Source organism: Paeniglutamicibacter sp. Y32M11 (assembly GCF_019285735.1).
GTDB lineage: Bacteria > Actinomycetota > Actinomycetes > Actinomycetales > Micrococcaceae > Paeniglutamicibacter.
The window spans coordinates 4,137,349-4,154,447 of the sequence record NZ_CP079107.1; the positions used below are offsets into that span (position 1 = coordinate 4,137,349).

Annotated in this window: 14 protein-coding genes; 9 read left to right on the forward strand and 5 right to left on the reverse strand. The window is 60.5% G+C overall.

Going from position 1 to position 17,099, the window contains the following annotated elements:
• Positions 1–74: 74 nt before the first annotated feature.
• On the forward strand, positions 75–2,459 hold the full coding sequence (locus tag KUF55_RS18470; RefSeq protein ID WP_218817618.1) for an excinuclease ABC subunit UvrA: 2,385 nt from the start codon (positions 75–77) through the stop codon (positions 2,457–2,459).
• 71 nt (positions 2,460–2,530) lie between these two features.
• On the opposite strand, the gene KUF55_RS18475 is transcribed toward KUF55_RS18470, so the two are convergent.
• Both KUF55_RS18475 and KUF55_RS18480 read right to left on the reverse strand, forming a co-directional pair.
• Positions 2,531–2,764: a hypothetical protein gene (locus KUF55_RS18475; RefSeq protein WP_132360754.1), complete on the reverse strand. Its 234-nt coding sequence runs from the start codon at positions 2,762–2,764 to the stop codon at positions 2,531–2,533.
• Positions 2,765–2,912: 148 nt separating this feature from the next.
• Positions 2,913–3,365 carry a MarR family winged helix-turn-helix transcriptional regulator gene (locus tag KUF55_RS18480; RefSeq protein WP_255557185.1) on the reverse strand — a complete coding sequence of 151 codons (453 nt, stop codon included), beginning with the start codon at positions 3,363–3,365 and terminating at the stop codon, positions 2,913–2,915.
• A 330-nt stretch (positions 3,366–3,695) separates the two neighbouring features.
• Here KUF55_RS18480 and KUF55_RS18485 point away from each other — a divergent pair, with 330 nt between their 5' ends.
• The 7 genes from KUF55_RS18485 (at position 3,696) to KUF55_RS18515 (ending at position 11,850) form a co-directional block, all read left to right on the forward strand.
• Positions 3,696–4,901 carry an acylneuraminate cytidylyltransferase gene (locus tag KUF55_RS18485; protein WP_132360758.1) on the forward strand — a complete coding sequence of 402 codons (1,206 nt, stop codon included), beginning with the start codon at positions 3,696–3,698 and terminating at the stop codon, positions 4,899–4,901.
• 89 nt (positions 4,902–4,990) lie between these two features.
• On the forward strand, positions 4,991–5,884 hold the full coding sequence (locus KUF55_RS18490) for an N-acetylneuraminate synthase family protein (protein ID WP_132360760.1): 894 nt from the start codon (positions 4,991–4,993) through the stop codon (positions 5,882–5,884).
• 128 nt (positions 5,885–6,012) lie between these two features.
• Positions 6,013–7,035 carry a glycosyltransferase family 2 protein gene (locus tag KUF55_RS18495; protein ID WP_132360762.1) on the forward strand — a complete coding sequence of 341 codons (1,023 nt, stop codon included), beginning with the start codon at positions 6,013–6,015 and terminating at the stop codon, positions 7,033–7,035.
• Positions 7,032–8,402 (forward strand): alpha-2,8-polysialyltransferase family protein, encoded by a 1,371-nt coding sequence (locus KUF55_RS18500; protein ID WP_218817619.1) that lies wholly within the window; start codon positions 7,032–7,034, stop codon positions 8,400–8,402. The genes KUF55_RS18495 and KUF55_RS18500 overlap by 4 nt, the downstream gene beginning before the upstream one ends.
• Positions 8,389–9,405 carry a hypothetical protein gene (locus KUF55_RS18505; protein WP_218817620.1) on the forward strand — a complete coding sequence of 339 codons (1,017 nt, stop codon included), beginning with the start codon at positions 8,389–8,391 and terminating at the stop codon, positions 9,403–9,405. The genes KUF55_RS18500 and KUF55_RS18505 overlap by 14 nt, the downstream gene beginning before the upstream one ends.
• Entirely contained in the window at positions 9,402–10,634 is a 1,233-nt protein-coding gene (locus KUF55_RS18510; protein WP_218817621.1) for a DUF6716 putative glycosyltransferase, read from the forward strand. The genes KUF55_RS18505 and KUF55_RS18510 overlap by 4 nt, the downstream gene beginning before the upstream one ends.
• 130 nt (positions 10,635–10,764) lie before the next feature.
• Complete coding sequence (locus KUF55_RS18515; protein WP_132360769.1) at positions 10,765–11,850, forward strand: inositol-3-phosphate synthase; 1,086 nt, start codon at positions 10,765–10,767, stop codon at positions 11,848–11,850.
• A gap of 84 nt (positions 11,851–11,934) precedes the next feature.
• Here the strand turns inward: KUF55_RS18515 and KUF55_RS18520 are convergent, their stop codons facing one another.
• Positions 11,935–13,620, reverse strand: coding sequence for a formate--tetrahydrofolate ligase (locus tag KUF55_RS18520; protein WP_218817622.1), 1,686 nt, complete (start codon positions 13,618–13,620; stop codon positions 11,935–11,937).
• A gap of 202 nt (positions 13,621–13,822) precedes the next feature.
• On the opposite strand from KUF55_RS18520, the gene KUF55_RS18525 reads away from it, so the two are divergent.
• Positions 13,823–14,707: a hypothetical protein gene (locus KUF55_RS18525; RefSeq protein ID WP_218817623.1), complete on the forward strand. Its 885-nt coding sequence runs from the start codon at positions 13,823–13,825 to the stop codon at positions 14,705–14,707.
• Positions 14,708–15,014: 307 nt separating this feature from the next.
• Here KUF55_RS18525 and KUF55_RS18530 read toward each other — a convergent pair whose 3' ends face one another.
• Entirely contained in the window at positions 15,015–15,161 is a 147-nt protein-coding gene (locus KUF55_RS18530; protein WP_218817624.1) for a hypothetical protein, read from the reverse strand.
• A 397-nt stretch (positions 15,162–15,558) separates the two neighbouring features.
• Complete coding sequence (locus tag KUF55_RS18535) at positions 15,559–17,001, reverse strand: CCA tRNA nucleotidyltransferase (protein ID WP_132360774.1); 1,443 nt, start codon at positions 16,999–17,001, stop codon at positions 15,559–15,561.
• Between the last annotated feature and the right edge of the window lie 98 nt (positions 17,002–17,099).

A 17,099-nucleotide genomic window follows, 5' to 3' on the forward strand; every position in this document is an offset into this window, starting at 1 on the left:
CACTTCACGGTGCTGGCGCTAGTGTAGGCATCGGGAGTTTCGGCGACGCGGGACCCGCAGCAGATGGAGAGACGATGACCAGCCAGAGTACAAGCAACGCAGCAGCGGTGCACGCCGCCGACAGCCACGAGGTCATCCGCGTGCGCGGGGCGAGGGTGAACAACCTCAAGGACATTAGCGTCGAGATCCCGAAACGGCGCCTCACGGTGTTCACCGGGGTTTCGGGCTCCGGGAAATCCTCGCTGGTCTTCGGTACCATCGCCGCCGAGTCCCAGCGCATGATTAACGAGACCTACTCCGCGTTTGTGCAGGGCTTCATGCCCACCTTGGCCCGTCCCGAGGTAGATACCCTGGAGGGCCTGACCACAGCAATACTGGTGGATCAGGAACGCTTGGGTGCAAACCCGCGTTCCACCGTTGGCACGGTCACCGATGCCAATGCCATGCTGCGCATCGTCTTTTCCCGCCTCGCCCAACCGCACATCGGCTCGCCGCAGGCCTACTCCTTTAACGTCCCCTCGGTCTCCGGCGCGGGCGCCGTCACCATCGAAAAGGGCGGGAAGAAGATCAAGGAGCGACGCTCCTTCTCCATTACCGGTGGCATGTGCCCCGAGTGTGAGGGCCGCGGCAAGGTTAATGACTTTGACCTCACGGCACTGTTTGATGCGGAAAAGTCCCTCTCCGAGGGTGCCTTGACCATCCCCGGGTACTCGATGGACGGCTGGTACGGCCGGATTTTTGCCGGTTCCGGCTACTTTGACATGGACAAGAAACTTGGCACCTTCTCCCAGCAGGAACTTGATGATCTGCTCTACCGCGAGCCGACCAAGATCAAGGTTGAGGGCATCAACCTCACCTATGAGGGCATCATTCCCAAGATGCAGAAGTCATTCCTGGCCAAAGACGTTGAGGCCATGCAGCCACACATCCGCGCCTTCGTCGAGCGCGCCATCACCTTCACCAATTGCCCCGAGTGCGAGGGCACTCGGCTGGCCGAGCACGCCCGAAACTCCACGATCGATGGCAAGTCCATCGCCGATGCCTGCTCGATGCAGATCAGTGATCTGGCCGTTTGGGTGCGCTCGCTCAAGGAAGCCTCGGTGGCCCCACTGTTGGAGGCGCTGAGTGATACCCTCGATTCCTTTGTCGACATCGGGTTGGGCTACCTCTCGCTGGAGCGTCCCTCCGGCACACTCTCCGGTGGCGAGGCGCAACGGACCAAGATGATCCGGCATCTGGGTTCCTCGCTGACGGATGTCACCTACGTTTTTGACGAGCCCACCATTGGATTACACCCGCACGACATCGACAAGATGAACGAGCTGCTGCTGGCCCTACGCGATAAGGGCAATACCGTGTTGGTGGTTGAGCACAAGCCCGAGGCCATTAACATCGCCGACCACGTGGTTGATTTGGGGCCAAGGGCCGGTGCCGGGGGCGGGCAGATCATGTTTGAGGGCACGGTTGCCGACCTGCGTGCTTCCGACACCATCACCGGGCATCATCTGGATGATCGCACCACATTAAAGGACGCGCCCCGCCCCTGGACCCAGGCGCTTGAGGTCCGCGGAGCAAGTACCAACAACCTCAAAAACGTGGATGTCGATATCCCGCTGGGGGTACTCACGGTGCTCACGGGTGTTGCCGGCTCCGGAAAGAGCTCGCTGATCCGTGGCTCGGTGGCCGGACGTGAGGGTATTATCAGCGTTGATCAGGGTGCCATCAAGGGCTCGCGGCGTTCCAACCCGGCCACCTACACCGGGCTGCTGGAACCGATTCGCAAGGCGTTTGCGAAGACCAACGGTGTGAAGCCGGCGCTTTTCAGCGCAAATTCGGAGGGTGCCTGCCCCACCTGCAACGGTGCCGGTGTCATCTACACCGACCTGGGCATGATGGCGGGGGTCTCCAGCACCTGCGAGGAGTGCGACGGCAAGCGTTTTGATGCGATGGTGCTCGAGTACAAGCTCGGCGACAAGGACATTTCCGAGGTATTGGCGATGTCAGTGGATAACGCCCTGGTCTTCTTCACTGACGGCGAGGCCAAGCTGCCGGCCGCGCACAAGATTCTTTCTCGACTTTCGGACGTGGGGCTGGGTTACATCAGTCTGGGCCAACCGCTGACAACACTCTCCGGCGGTGAACGTCAGCGCCTCAAGCTCGCCACCCACATGGGTGAAAAGGGCGGCATCTACATTCTTGACGAGCCGACCACCGGCCTGCATCTGGCCGATGTTCAGCAGCTACTGGGTCTGCTTGACCGTTTGGTGGAGTCGGGAAAGTCGGTCATCGTGATCGAGCACCACCAAGCAGTCATGGCCCACGCGGATTGGATCATCGATTTGGGTCCGGGCGCCGGCCATGAGGGTGGTTCCATCGTTTTTGAAGGAACGCCAGCGCGCTTGGTGTCGGAGGCTTCCACGCTGACCGGCAAGCACCTGGCCGCCTACATCGGCGACTAGTACCCCTTCTGCCTATTCTGGCGGCGCATCCGACCCTCGGGTCGGATGCGCCTTTTTGGCGTCAGCGGGTTTCAGCTGGCGGCGGTTGAAATGACCTCATCGGGTGCCGGAGTGCCGGCAACTTCGTGGGCACGCAAGACGATGCGGGCGCGCTCGCGCTTCATCTTCTGGCGCGGGTCACGGTGCGGTAGGAGGTCCGCCGGGCCGAAGATCGAAAACCCGAGGTACTGTAGCCGCCAGAAAAATCTGTAGCTCAGGCTCAGTCCGGTGATGTCTTCGACAATGGGCAAGCTCTTGTCACTCATTCTGAACGCGTCACTTTCTCTGGGATTCCTCAACGGCTGCTGACGAAGTCGGATGTTCGGCGGAGCACGTCCGCCTTATTAGATTGTAGGCCAATGATTGGTGCACCAACTAAATGACTAGTCAAGAGCATCGTCAAATCGGTGTTTTTTAGTGGGGTGCGTTCGCGGCCGCGGCGATGACCTTTTTCATGGTTCGATGAAGAAGGGCCAGCTCGTCGGCGTCCATATCCAACCGGCGCATCATTTCCTTGGGAATCTCCAAGGCCTGAACCCGAGCCTCCCGGCCCTTTGGTGTCAGCACGATCTCCAGCGTCCGCTCATCGCTCACACTGCGGCTGCGCTGCACAAAGCCCAACGCCTCAATGCGCTTCACCAGTGGAGATAGGGTTCCGGGATCCAGCTGCAGGAGGTTACTCAGCTCCTTGATCGACAGCGGCTCGTGCTCCCACAGGGTCAGCATGACCAGGTATTGCGGATGGGTTAGTCCCAACGGCTCAAGAACCGGGCGGTAGGCGGCAATCACACTGCGTGATGCCAAAGACAGCGCAAAACACACCTGATTCTCTAGCGCCAGCGGATCAACCAGAGGCTTTTCACTCACTTTGTTCCCTGCTCTTGGTGTACTCATCGTCCTGACCATCATATGTACCGGCATCACGAGCTGCGGCACCGGGGGCACAGTGCCACAGCTCGCTGGGCTCCCGGTGCCAGTGACCTCGAGAGCTCTCAAGAAACTGCCGCACGCCGCGCCCACAGAAGCTTGATGCACGTACGGCACCTCTACTCGGAACTCTGCCTGCTCTCGGCTTCACCGTTTTCACCTCATGCTGACAAGGCACAATGCGCATTTTCGTACTTGTCTCCCAGTTGTCGCCTCCCGTTAACCTAAATGCGGTCCGATGGTTGATTAGCGCCGATAGCGTCTTTGGTTGTGAGCACGAACAGCAAAGCAAAGACCCTAGTAATCATCCCGGCACGGGGTGGTTCCAAAGGGATCCCGCTTAAAAACCTGCGCAGGATCGGCGGCCAAACCTTGTTGGCACGGGCCATCGAATCCGCGTTTGCCACGCCGTCAGTTCTCGACGTCGTAGTCAGCACGGATCACCCGGAAATCAAGGCAGAAGCCCTGGCACATGGTGCAACGGTCATTGACCGCCCGGCAGAAATCGCCGGTGACACAGCAAGCAGCGAATCGGTACTGTTGCACGCCCTGGGCACGCTGGACGTACTCCCGCAAATTACCGTCTTCATCCAATGCACCTCGCCGGTCATCGACCCGGCAGACCTGCAGGACGCCATCACCACGGTTGCCAGCGGAGCAGCGGACGTCAGCTTCGCAGCGGTCCCGGATCACGGGTTCCACTGGAGCTGCGACGAGACGGGCGCGGCCCATGCCAGCGGACACGACGCCGCACGGCGACCACGTCGGCAGGACCGCGAACCACGTTTCCGCGAAACCGGCGCGTTCTACGTCATGGACACCGCAGGTTTCCTCGAAGCCGAACATCGATTCTTTGGTTCCTTGGCCCTGGCCCGGGTTCCGGAAGAACACGGAATCGACATTGATTCCGAGGCCGATCTTGAACTGGCGCAATGGCGCATGAGCCACAGCGAACAGGCCACAAGCATCGACGTTGACGCACTCGTCACAGACTTTGATGGCGTCCATACCGAGGACACCGCGTATCTCAGCCAAGACGGTACCGAATCGGTGCGTGTCTCGCGCTCCGACGGAATGGGTGTTTCGCTGCTGAAAAAAGCCGGCATCCAGCTGCTGATCCTCTCCTCGGAAACCAACCCCGTTGTCACCGCTCGCGGAGCCAAGCTCGGCGTGGAGGTAGCCCAGTCGGTGGGCGACAAGGCAGCGGTACTGGCGAGATGGATGAGCGAGCGTGGACTAGATCCGGCACGTGTCGCCTACCTCGGCAACGACGTTAATGATCTAGCAGCCATGAGCATTATCGGCTGGCCATTGACCGTGGCGGACGCCAGAGAATCGGTGCATGCAGCATCCCGTCACCGATTGGCCCGCAATGGTGGCCATGGTGCAGTCCGGGAGGCAGCCGAGCTCATCTTGGCAGGCATCAACCTACCCGCAGACGCGGCCACCACACCCGTCCCAGCACTGGTCCATTAGGACCCCCAAAAACTTTCCACCAATCCTCCCCGGTACCCCACACAAAATTAATCCCCGACGGTACCGGAAATCCACGAAAGGCAAGTCCCATGACTATCTCCACCACCGAAACCGCACCCGTCGCCATTGGCGATCAGCTCCTGGGCGCTGGCCAGGCCGTCTACGTCATCGGCGAGATTGGCATCAACCACAACGGTGACCTGGAGATTGCAAAGCAGCTCATCGACGTTTCCGCCAAGGCCGGCGCCAACGCGGTGAAGTTCCAGAAGCGCACCCCGGACATCTCCACCCCGATGGACATGCGTGACAAGATCCGCTCCACCCCGTGGGGCGACATGACCTACCTGGACTACCGCTACCGCGTCGAATTTGATGCAGCACAGTACAAGGAACTGATCCGCTACGCCGCGGCACAGGGCCTGCACGCCTTCGCTTCCCCGTGGGACGTGCCCTCGGTCGAGTTCATGGAAGAACAGGGTGCCGTCACCCACAAGGTCGCCTCGGCCTCGGTCACCGACATTGAACTGCTCAAGGCACTGGCAGAAACCGGCAAGCCGATCATCCTCTCCACGGGTATGTCCACCATCGAGCAGATCGATAAGGCCGTGGAGACCCTTGGCACCTCGAACCTGGTCATCATGCACGCAACCTCCACCTACCCGTTGCCTCCCGAAGAAGCCAACCTGCGCATGATCACCACGCTGCAGGAACGCTACCAGGTGCCGATCGGTTACTCGGGTCACGAGCGCGGTCTGCAGATCTCGCTGGCAGCGGTCGCCCTGGGCGCCGTCACCGTCGAACGCCACATCACCCTGGACCGCACCATGTGGGGCTCGGATCAGGCTTCCTCGCTGGAACCCAAGGGCTTCGAAGCATTGACCCGCGACATCCGCATCCTCGAAGATGCTATGGGCGATGGCGTCAAGCGCGTCTTCCCGGGCGAGCTGGCTCCGCTGTCCCGCCTGCGTCGCGTGGATGCCTAGTCACCTCCGGTAATACAGCGTTTTATCACCGTGGGGTGTCCGCATATTGCGGGCGCCCCAGCGGCATGATGTGGCACTTTCTGCCATAACTACGATTCCCCCAAACCTAAGGACCACCTCCACTTCCCATGTCCACAGCAACGGAACAACCCTTAACCCGCACGCGCGTCCCCGGCCGCATCAGCGTCATCATTCCGGCGATGAACCAGCAGGATTACATCGGCGACGCACTGGCGTCCCTGGCCCGCCAGCAATTGGGTGAAAGGGAACTGGAAGTCCTCGTTGTTGACGACGCCTCCACCGACGCGACGGCCGCTATCACCGCCGAATTTTCCGCCCGAATTCCCGGTCTGAAGGTCATCACGCACCCGGTCAACCGTGGAGTCTCTGCGGCAAGGAATAGCGGGTTGGAAAACGCCAGCGGAGAATTTGTGGTGTTCCTGGATCCCGATGATTGGTTTGCCCCCACTCATCTGGCCCAGCTGGCCGACGGGCTCCAGGAGCTTGGCGTCGACTTTGTGCGCTGTGACCACGTGCGCGTGACGGGCGGGAATCGTGCGGTGCACCGGGCGCCGCAGGTGAATCGACACCAGGCACTGGATCCGGGAGATGACATTAATCCGATCCATACCTCATCGATGATTGACTACCCCTTTGTCTGGGCAGGAATGTACCGTGGGTCCATGCTGGAGACGGCCGCACCGCGCTTCGACGAAGCGCTGCGGACCTGTGAAGACCGGGCCTGGATGTGGGAACTGAGTCTGAATGCCACGAACTACGCGATCATCAATGCTCCGGGCGTTTTTTACCGCCGCGGCCTGCCCGGGTCCCTCACCCAGGTCTTTGATGAGCGTCAGCTCGATTTTATTGATGCGTACACGCAGATCTTGGACCTCACACTGAGCAAGGAAAAGCACCAGGTTCATGCACCCAAGGCACTGCGTCAGTTCATGGCCGTCTCCTGTCACCACCTCAAGCGTTCGGGCGAATTCCCCGCCGAACTGCGCGCCCTGCTGCGCACCCGGCTTGCCGAGCGCCTAGCTCAGATCCCTGCCCCGCTATTAGTTGACGCGTTGGAACTACTTGATGCCCCGCGCCGGAAGATGCTCAGCGCGCTGTATGACCCAGCGGCGAAGAAGGACTCCAAATGATCGCGCTCATCCAGGCCTCCACCTACTTCCAGGTAGTTTCTCTGGCCGCCATGGCTGATGCCGGACTTCTGCCGCCAGCCGATCGCCGCATCTTGGTGCTGGCCAACGGTAGCCAAATGCCGGAGATCACCACGGCGCTACCCGATTACCCGGGATTCGCTGCCCTGGCTGCCCGCTTCGACGGGGTAGTTGACCTGGCCGAACTGCTCTGGCCGCGCCGCTGTGGACAGTTCAACCCACGAGGCGAAGAACTTGCGCTCTTTGAAAAGCTCCTGCGCCACCGGTGGCACCTTGGCAGCGAGCAGGTGTCCCTGGTGCTCGAATCTATCCAGGTCAACCCCGCCCAGGCGCTGGCACGAATATTCTTCGACGCACCGATTTCCGTGCACTCCGACGGACTGATGTCCTACGGCCCCACCCGCAACAGGCTGCCGCTGCACATGCTCCAGCGACTGCGCGAGACCATCCACATCGACCTGGTCCCGGGCCTTGAACCCATGCTGCTGCTCGAACACCCCGTGCAACGTAAGGTCCTGAAGCTCGAGTCGCTCGCGGCAATCTTTGCCGAACTGGCAGCCGCCGTCGACCCGGCCAGCCTCCACCTGCCCCAGGACGGCGCCCTGGTGGTGGGCCAGTACCTGGGCTCGCTGGGCATCCTTGATACGGCCAAGGAACTCGAGCTGCACCAAGACATGCTGCTGGCCGCCCGGGACGCCGGTGCGCGCTCCGTGGTGTTCAAACCGCACCCGAGCTCGGGTCCCACCGCCGCACTGCAGCTGCGAGCCCGCGCCGAATCCCTCGGCCTGGACTTCCAGATCCTGCAGACGGATCTGTTGGCGGAAACCGTCATCACGCTCATGAAGCCGCTGGTGGTCATCTCCTGCTTCTCCACGGCCTTGCTCAGCGCCAAGAACATGCTCGGCGTCCCGGTGATCGCCGTGGGCACCAGCGAGCTATTACAGGAGCTCAGCCCGTATCAAAACAGCAACCGGATCCCGCTGTCGATCGTGCACGCCCAACTGGTTCAGGGCATCAGTTCTCCCGCCAGCGATTCGGTGGACGAGCTCACGCCATTGCTGCGCGCTGTCGCCTACTGCATGCAATACCAGAACCTGCCGGAATTGCGCGATGAGGCCGCCGAATTCCTCTCCGTGAACTACCTGCGTTTCGAGCAGCACTTTAAGCGCCGGCGCATTGCCGCCCTGGAGCTTCCTCCGTCGTGGGCCCACCCGCGGCGCAGCGGCAGGGTCATTCCCGGGGCCGCCTTCGGGCGCAAGATCCAGCGCCGTGTACTGCGGCTGTCCTCACGGTCGCTGGCCAAGGTGGCGCGCACCTTACAAGAGACCTCAACCCGTGTCTCCCGTTGAATCGCCGGTGGCTAGACCCCGCTTCGGCCATGCCGAGGTGTGGGTTGAATCGCCCCTGCAGTTACTCTCCGCCATTGAGGCGCACGGAGCGGGATTGTTGGGTACCACCAGCCGCATCCATCCGCGCGGGGGCACCACCACCCTTGACGCGACGCTGGAGACGCTGATCGCCCAGGCCCCGGCCGGGGTCGAATTCGCTCACGCGGCGCGGACCCCGCCAACGCCAGGATCCGTTGGCGCACGACGCTGGGTCACCGGAGATGCGTATTCTGGACGTGTACAGCGTGCACTGCTGGGCCCCATTGCCGTCAAGGAAGTGATGATCATCGACGACGGGTTGGCCACGCTGGGGCTGATCAAGGCCCTGGTCTCCGTGGACCCCACACCGCTGATCCGTCCGCGCTCGGCCTCAAGCCCCGCTCGCAAGGCCCTGGGGATCGCTTCCTGGTACCGGCTGCGCTCGCTGGCGCGAGCCGGCCGCCTGCTGGTCTTCACCGCGCTGCCGGTGGACCCGGTGGTGGCACGCAAGTTCCTTGCCTTGGGCGGACATCTGGAATCACATCGTTTCGAATGGCTCAGCACTCAGCCCGTCACCGAGCGCATCGCCGAACCCACCGTGGTGGTAGGTTCGGCCATGGCCGCCGACGGACTGATCCGCAAGGGGCCGTACTTAGAATGGCTGAAGTCTCTGACCCAGGACGGGCCCGTCGCCTATTTCCCGCACCGTCGAGAATCCCAGGATTTCTTGGACCGGCTTGGCGACCACGAGCTCATCGCGGTACGCCACCACACCATTCCCATCGAAATGCGACTACGGAACCTGCGCAGCGGCCAGGTGGTGCGGGCCTTACCCTCCACCGCGCTTCCGTCGCTACGCCTGCTGCTGGGCAGCGCCGGCGTCCGAATCATCGGTAAGCCGATCCCCGCTGCTTGGTGGCAGCCTTCCGCATCCCCCGAACTGCGCACACATCTTTCCTCGTCACTGGAGCTACTTACCCCATGAATACTCTCTCTTTTAGGCCCAGCATCGTGGCGGTCGCCGACTCCGATTCCTACTTGAAGCTGGCCTGCACCACACTCTCGGCCCTCGGCCCGGAATGGGATTGCCGCGTGGTGTTAGTCCGCACCCCCATCGCGCCCACCTCCGAGCAGGTGGCAGCCGCAACCTTTGGCACCAGCTTCGAGAATCAAAACATCGAGGTGGTCACCCGCTCGGCCCTGAACTTCGATTCGCTGCACGAGCACATCATCTTCGCCGCGGCCACGGGTCCGGTGGTCAGTGAGCTGTTCACCAAATTGCTGCGCTCCAAGGCAAATGCGGTGCGTCCCGCGGCACTCATTTCCGCGCTGCCGGGTGTCGCCTATCCCGCCACCACCAAGGGCTGGGGTTATCGACGCAGTGCCGACGCGTTTATCGTCCATTCCCATGCCGAGGCCCGTGAATTCTCCTTCCTTGCCGAACAGGAATCCGGGCATCGTCCAGATATTTTGGTGTCCAAACTGCCCTTCCTGAAAACCGCCGGGTTCCCGATTTCGCTCCAGGGTCCCATCACCACCGTGGTCTTTGCCGCGCAGGCGAAGGTTCCGGTTGAAATCAGCGAACGCACCTCAATCCTGCTGGCGCTGGATCGCATTAAATGCCTGAACCCGCAGGTGCGGGTCATCGTGAAGCTGCGTGCGCGGGCGGGGGAACCACAGACCCATGCCGAGGCGCATCCCTTCGACACTCTCTGGGCGTCGCTCGTGGCGGAGGGCAAGGTCGGTCAGGGGCATGTTGAGTTCCTCACCGGTGCCATGGACAAGGTGCTGGTCCCCGGATCCGCGCTGCTCACCGTCTCCTCCACCGCTGCACTCGAGGCGGTGGACCGTGGATTACCGGTGCTGGTACTCACCGATTTTGGTTTGAACGATCAAATGCTCAATTCGGTGTTTCGCGGTTCGGGGCTGTTGGGTACCTTAGATGACGCGAGTTTGTTGCGTTTCTCCTTCCCGAACCGGGCCTGGTTGCGGGAGAACTATTTCCACCGCCGTGGAACTGAGTTTGTTTCGGCCCTGAGCCACTACGCCCAACGTGCCCAAGACAACGCCCTGATCACCACAAATGAGCAATTGTCCATGCTTCGAGAGGTGGCATTGCGGCAGCGTATTCGCACCTCGCTGCCGCGTCCTGCGCTACAAGCACTGCTACGGATCAGGCACTGGTGGGTCGGTGCTCGGGGCACGAACCGCTGATTTTCGCTTTGACTTGTACCACCGTAGGGGCGTCTTGGGAATAAGCAAGCCGTTTTCTCACTTAGCATTGTAGATGTGCTGGACGGTGGGCCTTCCCCTGCCCAGAAGTTTTTGATTTTGAGGAGACAAGGTGTCGGAAAATCCGATTCGGGTTGCAATCGTTGGCGTAGGCAACTGCGCCACGTCATTGGTTCAAGGTGTTGAGTACTACCGTGACGCGGACCCGCAGGCCACAGTTCCCGGCCTGATGCACGTCCAGTTCGGCAAGTACCACGTCAATGACGTGCAGTTCGTGGCGGCTTTCGACGTGGACGAGAAGAAGGTCGGACTGGATCTGGCCGACGCCATCCACGCCTCCGAAAACAACACCATCAAGATCGCCGACGTCCCGACCTCGGGCATCATCGTGCAACGCGGCCACACCCTCGACGGTTTGGGCAAGTACTACCGCGAGACCATCACCGAGTCCTCCGCGGAGCCCGTGGACATGGTTGAGACGCTGAAGGCCGCACAGGTCGACGTCCTGGTCTGCTACCTGCCGGTCGGTTCGGATGCCGCCGCCAAATTCTACGCACAGGCCTGCATCGATGCAGGCGTGGCCTTCGTCAACGCCCTGCCGGTCTTCATTGCCGGTACCAAGGAATGGGCAGATAAGTTCACCGCTGCCGGTGTCCCGATCGTCGGCGACGACATCAAGTCCCAGATCGGTGCCACCATCACCCACCGTGTGATGGCCAAGCTCTTCGAAGACCGCGGCGTCACCCTGGACCGCACCTACCAGCTGAACGTCGGCGGCAACATGGACTTCAAGAACATGCTTGAGCGCGACCGTCTGGAATCCAAGAAGATCTCCAAGACCCAGGCCGTTACCTCCAACACCTCGGCCAAGCTTGAGGCCGACGACGTGCACATTGGCCCCTCGGACTACGTTGCCTGGCTTGATGACCGCAAGTGGGCCTTCGTACGCCTTGAGGGCCGCAACTTCGGTGATGCCCCGGTATCGCTGGAATACAAGCTTGAGGTCTGGGATTCACCGAACTCGGCCGGTGTGATCATCGACGCCGTGCGCGCCGCGAAGATCGCCCTGGACCGCGGCATTGGCGGACCGATCCTTTCGGCATCCTCCTACTTCATGAAGTCGCCGCCGGAACAGTTCAACGACGACATCGCCAAGGAAAAGGTTGAAGCCTTCATCCGCGGAGACATCGAGCGCTAAATAGCACCACCCCGGAACAACTCCGGAACGTAGTGCGGCCGTCACGATCGTGACGGCCGCACTACGTTAACGCCCACTGGATACTCAGGAGAGCCCGACGGCCCGACCCTGCTCATCCACATCCATATGCATGGCGGCCGGCACCTTGGGCAGGCCCGGCATGGTCATGATGGCACCGGTAATCGCCACGATAAAGCCGGCACCGGTCTTGGGAATCAGTTCGCGCACCTTCACCATGAATCCTTGAGGAGCGCCCAGCAGCGTGGGATCATCGGAGAACGAATACTGGGTCTTGGCCATGCATACCGGAAGATCGTCCCACCCATTGTCCCGGATTTGCTGGAGCATCCGCTTGGCTCCGGAAGAGTATTCGACGCCGTCTCCGCCATAGATCTCGCGCACGATGGTGAGGATTTTTTCCTCGGTCGGACGCTCCAATTCATAGAGCGGGGCAAAGTCATTCGGAGCGTTGATGGTACGCAGCACCGCCTGGGCCAGCTCGGTAGCACCTGCACCTCCGCGCCCCCAAACATCTGCCACGGCGCACTCGATACCCGCTTCAGCGGCCCAGGACGTGATTTCGGCAAGCTCTTCTGGAGTGTCGGTGGTGAATCTGTTCACGGCGATGACCGGCTCCACCCCGAACTTTCTGATGTTTGCTGTATGCCGGGCAAGATTGGCCATCCCCAAGCGAACAGCGTCAATATTCTGGTCAGACAACGAATCCTTGGCCACTCCCCCATGCATTTTCAGGGCGCGAACGGTAGCCACCAAAACAACGGCAGATGGGGCACAATCGGCAAATCTAGCCTTGATATCCATGAACTTCTCGGCCCCCAGGTCGGCTCCGAAACCGGCCTCGGTGACCACCACGTCCGCTAGCGAGCGAGCGGTGTTGGTGGCGATGGCGGAGTTGCAGCCGTGAGCAATGTTGGCAAAGGGCCCACCATGAATCAGTGCTGGGGTGCCGGCAATGGTTTGGACCAAGTTGGGCTTAATGGCTTCTTTGAGCAGCATCGTCATGGCACCGGCGGCACCAAGGTCATCAACCGTTACCGGCCGCTTGTCGTAGGTGTAAGCAATGGTCATACGTCCTAACCGGGCGCGCAGATCCGATAGCCCCGTGGCCAAACAGAACACCGCCATAACCTCGGAGGCCACGGTGATCTCAAATCCAGTTTCGCGGGGAATTCCCTCGCTCGGCCCGCCAAGTCCGATCACGATGTTGCGCAGTGCCCGGTCGTTCATGTCCAGGACGCGCTTAAACGAGATGCGCCGAGGATCAATGCCCAGGGCATTGCCCTGGTGCAGATGGTTGTCCAGCAACGCCATCAGCAGGTTGTTGGCACTGGTGATGGCATGGAAATCTCCGGTGAAATGCATGTTGATTTCATCCATCGGCAACACCTGCGCATAACCACCACCGGTGGCTCCGCCCTTCATACCGAAGATCGGCCCCAAGGAGGGTTCGCGTAGGGCAATCATCGTTTTAGTTCCCGTGGCGGCCAGGGCATCTCCCAGCCCCACCGAGACCGTCGATTTTCCCTCGCCCGCCGGGGTGGGAGAGATTCCGCTGACCAGCACCACTTTGCCGGCTTTAACCCCCCGTGGGAGCAAGTGTTGCGGGTCAATCTTGGCCTTGTACCGACCATATGGTTCCAATGCCTCTTGCGGTATCCCCGCGGCCTCCGCGATGTGGGATATTGGCTTGAGCACGGCCCGTGAGGCGATGGCCAGATCGCTCATGTCGGTTTCTGGTGTCGCTGTCATGGTGCATGCTCCATCTATCTCGACCCCGTGGGTGGGGATTGTAGAAGACCAAAGTCGTTGGTTGTTCATGATGCTTCTTCAAGCTATCACCGCCACCACAGAACCCCCGGCACGTGTGCATTTTCTGTGGTGCCGCTTTTTCGGTGACGAGCCGAAACCACCTCGATCATAAGAAGTACCCAACCATGGAAGAATCGACAGCATGCCCCAGACTCCGCCTTTTGCCCTATTGCTCGACGTTGACGGTCCCATCGCCTCACCGGTGACCCGTGATGTCACCCCCGAGATCATCTCCCTGTTATTGGATCTAGCCGGCGCCGGGATCCCTGTCGTCTTTAATACCGGTCGCTCGGATGAGTTCATCAAGAACCAAGTCATGGCCCCGATGATCCAGGCAGGAATGCGACAGGACGTAAAGATTCACGCGATCTGCGAAAAGGGAGCCACCTGGTTCACCTTTGGTTCCCAAGGCGCTGAGGAACTATACATTGATCATGACTTGGCAGTTCCTGGGGCCTATGCCCGAGAGATCCGCGACCTGGTGGCCACCGGCTTCGCGGAGCACATGTTCTTTGATGAAACGAAGCGGGCCATGGTCTCCGTTGAGCAACACATCGTGGCAGACAACACCGAATATCGCCATGCCCAGGTGAGTTTTGATGCAGCTGCCATGGAGGCGATGACCCGGCACGGATTGGGAGTTCAGCGTCTCGAGGTGAAAAAGCCTGATGCGAACAACGACATCGGCTACCGCGTGGACCCCACCATTATTTCCACCGATATTGAGTCGGTTCAGTTGGGTAAGGATCTTGGAGCCCGCCGCGCCTTGGAACTGCTGGCCGGAGACGAGATTGTCCCCGCCTCGTGGTTCACGGTGGGCGATTCGCGCACCGACTATGCCATGGCCGATTGGTTGGCCGAAGAAGGGCACCTGGTCAGTCACGTGGATGTGCGCCCCGCCGATGGAATTCCAAGCGGTAAGTCGTACCCGATTTTGACGGCTTCGGATCTGGGCTTAGGCGCTGAGGTTATTCACGATGATGCTGGTGCTGCGTTCCTGCGCCATTGGCAAGCCCAACTCAACTAGGACGTTCTCGCAACGTCCCTTGTTGGCAAAGCGCGGGTCGCTTTTAACCGGCAAAGCCCGCCGGTGAAGCCGGCGGGCTTTGCACTCTGCGATTCAATGATGTTCATGGAGCCTTCTTGGTTATCGATAAGTGCAATGAATTCTGGATTATCCCTTGGTGAAGGTGTCATCCTAAGTCACTCATCGAAGACGGAACGTGATCTCCATCGGCAGATGGTTTCGCAGTTCACGCTCCCGAGCTTCGGGATAGAACTGCGTGTGCAGCCAAGACGGATTCTTGGACTTGCGGTCTTTTGCAGCCACGGTATTACCTCCCATCAACCTGGTTGGAGGTGCGGAAGGTGACCTGTTCAGCGGGCCGTGAGCTGCGGGCATGCAGCGCGTCGGGTCCGGTGAAGATTAATTCAGCGGAGCGTGCAGCCTGTGCAGAGATCGAAGCGATCTGGTTAGACATGATAAAAGTTCCTCAAGGATTTGGTCGATTAGTGACTCATCAGCCTCGGGAACTTGAAATACTAGGGAAGTACTAGCAGGGCGCCGTTCCAGAGGCGGGGAAAGTAGTTCGCGCGGTAAAGCCGCCGAAGCCATGACGCGGGGCGTAAGTGCCGCCGAAATTCATTGAAATAATCATCATTCCCACCTCCTTTTCTGGAAGAACATGCCAGAAGAATCTGGCGCCAATATTGTCTTTGGGATCTCGATGTCTCATTGAGACTTCTCAATCACAAGATCTACGATACACAACATGTCTCGGACATGCCATACCAAAGTGAATAAACTTTAAAAAACAGTGCCTTGTGCGGCGTGTTGATAAAAACACGCCGCACAAGGCCACCGGCTTCACTTCGGAGTTACTGCTCCGGCGAAGATTCCGGCTGTTCATCCCACCATTGGTGCAGGGCGCTGATGGCCTCATCCGGTTCGGTCGGACCCTGGTCGAGTCGTCGCTCAAGCAGGAAGTTGTAGGCGCGTCCTACCACCGGCCCTGGCTTGATCCCGAGGATCTCCATGATCTGTTGACCATTAAGATCCGGGCGCACCGCCGCCATTTCTTCCTTCTCGCTGATCTCGGCAATACGCGCCTCGAGGTCGTCGTAGGCGAAGGAGAGGCGGTCAGCCTTCTTCCGGTTGCGTGTGGTCACATCCGAGCGAGTCAGTCGATGCAGGCGCTGTAACAGGTCCCCGGCGTCGTGCACGTACCTGCGCACCGCCGAGTCGCTCCAGCCAGCATCCCCGTAGCCATAGAAGCGCATGTGTAGCTCTACGAGCCGAGCGACGGCCTTGATGGTGTCATTATCGAAGCGCAGGGCACGCATGCGGGCCTTGACCTGCTTGGAGCCGACCACGTCGTGATGTCGGAAGCTCACTGCACCATTGGGTTCGAACTTCCGGGTCGCTGGCTTACCGATGTCGTGCATCAGCGCGGCAAAGCGCAAAACGAAGTCGGGACCGGGTACCGGCCCATCTGCGGCACTTTCCAACTTCATCGCCTGCTCCAGCACCGTCAAGGAATGCTCGTAAACATCCTTATGCCGGTGGTGCTCATCAACTTCCAAACGCAGCGCGGACACCTCCGGAAGCACCAAATCGGCCAGGCCGCTGTCGACCAGCAGGTCGATGCCGGCGCGCGGATCAACGCCATTGATCAGCTTCACCAGTTCATCACGCACTCGTTCGGCGGAGATGATGGAGATTCGTTCGGCCATTTCGGTCATGGCACTACGCACGTCCGGTGCAACGGTGATTCCCAGTTGGGAGGCGAAGCGGGCCGCGCGCATCATGCGCAGGGGGTCATCGGAGAATGACATCGAGGGCGCGCCCGGGGTTCGTACTTCACCCTCGGATAGGTCCTTGGCACCGTTGTACGGGTCCACCAGCTCCAGGCTCGGAAGGCGCAATGCCATCGCATTCATGGTGAAATCTCGTCGGTAGAGATCGTCTTCCAGCTTGTCACCGAAGGCCACGATGGGTTTGCGTGAGGCCGGGTCGTAGGCATCTGCCCGGTAGGTCGTCACCTCGATGGTGTGCTCGGCCTTGCGCAGGGCAATGGTGCCGAAGTCCCGTCCCACTTCCCAGGTGGCATCCGCCCATCCGGCCACCACAGCAAGAGTCTGATCGGGCGAGGCGCTAGTGGTGAAGTCAAGGTCCGGAGACACGCGGCCCAGGAAAAGATCACGCACGGGGCCGCCCACTAGGGAGAGTTCAAAGCCGGAATCGACAAAACGCTGCCCAAGCTCGAGGACGACGGGGGGCAGGAGTTCGGTGAGAACCTGAAAGGACGGTAGTTGCTGCATAGTCCTTTAAGGGTGCCAGACTTTCTGGCTACCGCCATGTTCCGCTCGACTTCATTTGTGCGTTAGCTTCCACACGCCCCACGGACATACACCCGTAA

What these genes read in the sequence shown, in the direction of transcription:
- KUF55_RS18520 (WP_218817622.1), bottom strand. Translation starts at nt 13,620, where the DNA reads ATGACAGCGACACCAGAAACCGACATGAGCGATCTGGCCATCGCCTCA.
- KUF55_RS18530 (WP_218817624.1), bottom strand. Translation starts at nt 15,161, where the DNA reads ATGTCTAACCAGATCGCTTCGATCTCTGCACAGGCTGCACGCTCCGCT.
- KUF55_RS18510 (WP_218817621.1), top strand. Translation starts at nt 9,402, where the DNA reads ATGAATACTCTCTCTTTTAGGCCCAGCATCGTGGCGGTCGCCGACTCC.
- KUF55_RS18525 (WP_218817623.1), top strand. Translation starts at nt 13,823, where the DNA reads ATGCCCCAGACTCCGCCTTTTGCCCTATTGCTCGACGTTGACGGTCCC.
- KUF55_RS18490 (WP_132360760.1), top strand. Translation starts at nt 4,991, where the DNA reads ATGACTATCTCCACCACCGAAACCGCACCCGTCGCCATTGGCGATCAG.
- KUF55_RS18535 (WP_132360774.1), bottom strand. Translation starts at nt 17,001, where the DNA reads ATGCAGCAACTACCGTCCTTTCAGGTTCTCACCGAACTCCTGCCCCCC.
- KUF55_RS18475 (WP_132360754.1), bottom strand. Translation starts at nt 2,764, where the DNA reads ATGAGTGACAAGAGCTTGCCCATTGTCGAAGACATCACCGGACTGAGC.
- KUF55_RS18500 (WP_218817619.1), top strand. Translation starts at nt 7,032, where the DNA reads ATGATCGCGCTCATCCAGGCCTCCACCTACTTCCAGGTAGTTTCTCTG.
- KUF55_RS18470 (WP_218817618.1), top strand. Translation starts at nt 75, where the DNA reads ATGACCAGCCAGAGTACAAGCAACGCAGCAGCGGTGCACGCCGCCGAC.
- KUF55_RS18495 (WP_132360762.1), top strand. Translation starts at nt 6,013, where the DNA reads ATGTCCACAGCAACGGAACAACCCTTAACCCGCACGCGCGTCCCCGGC.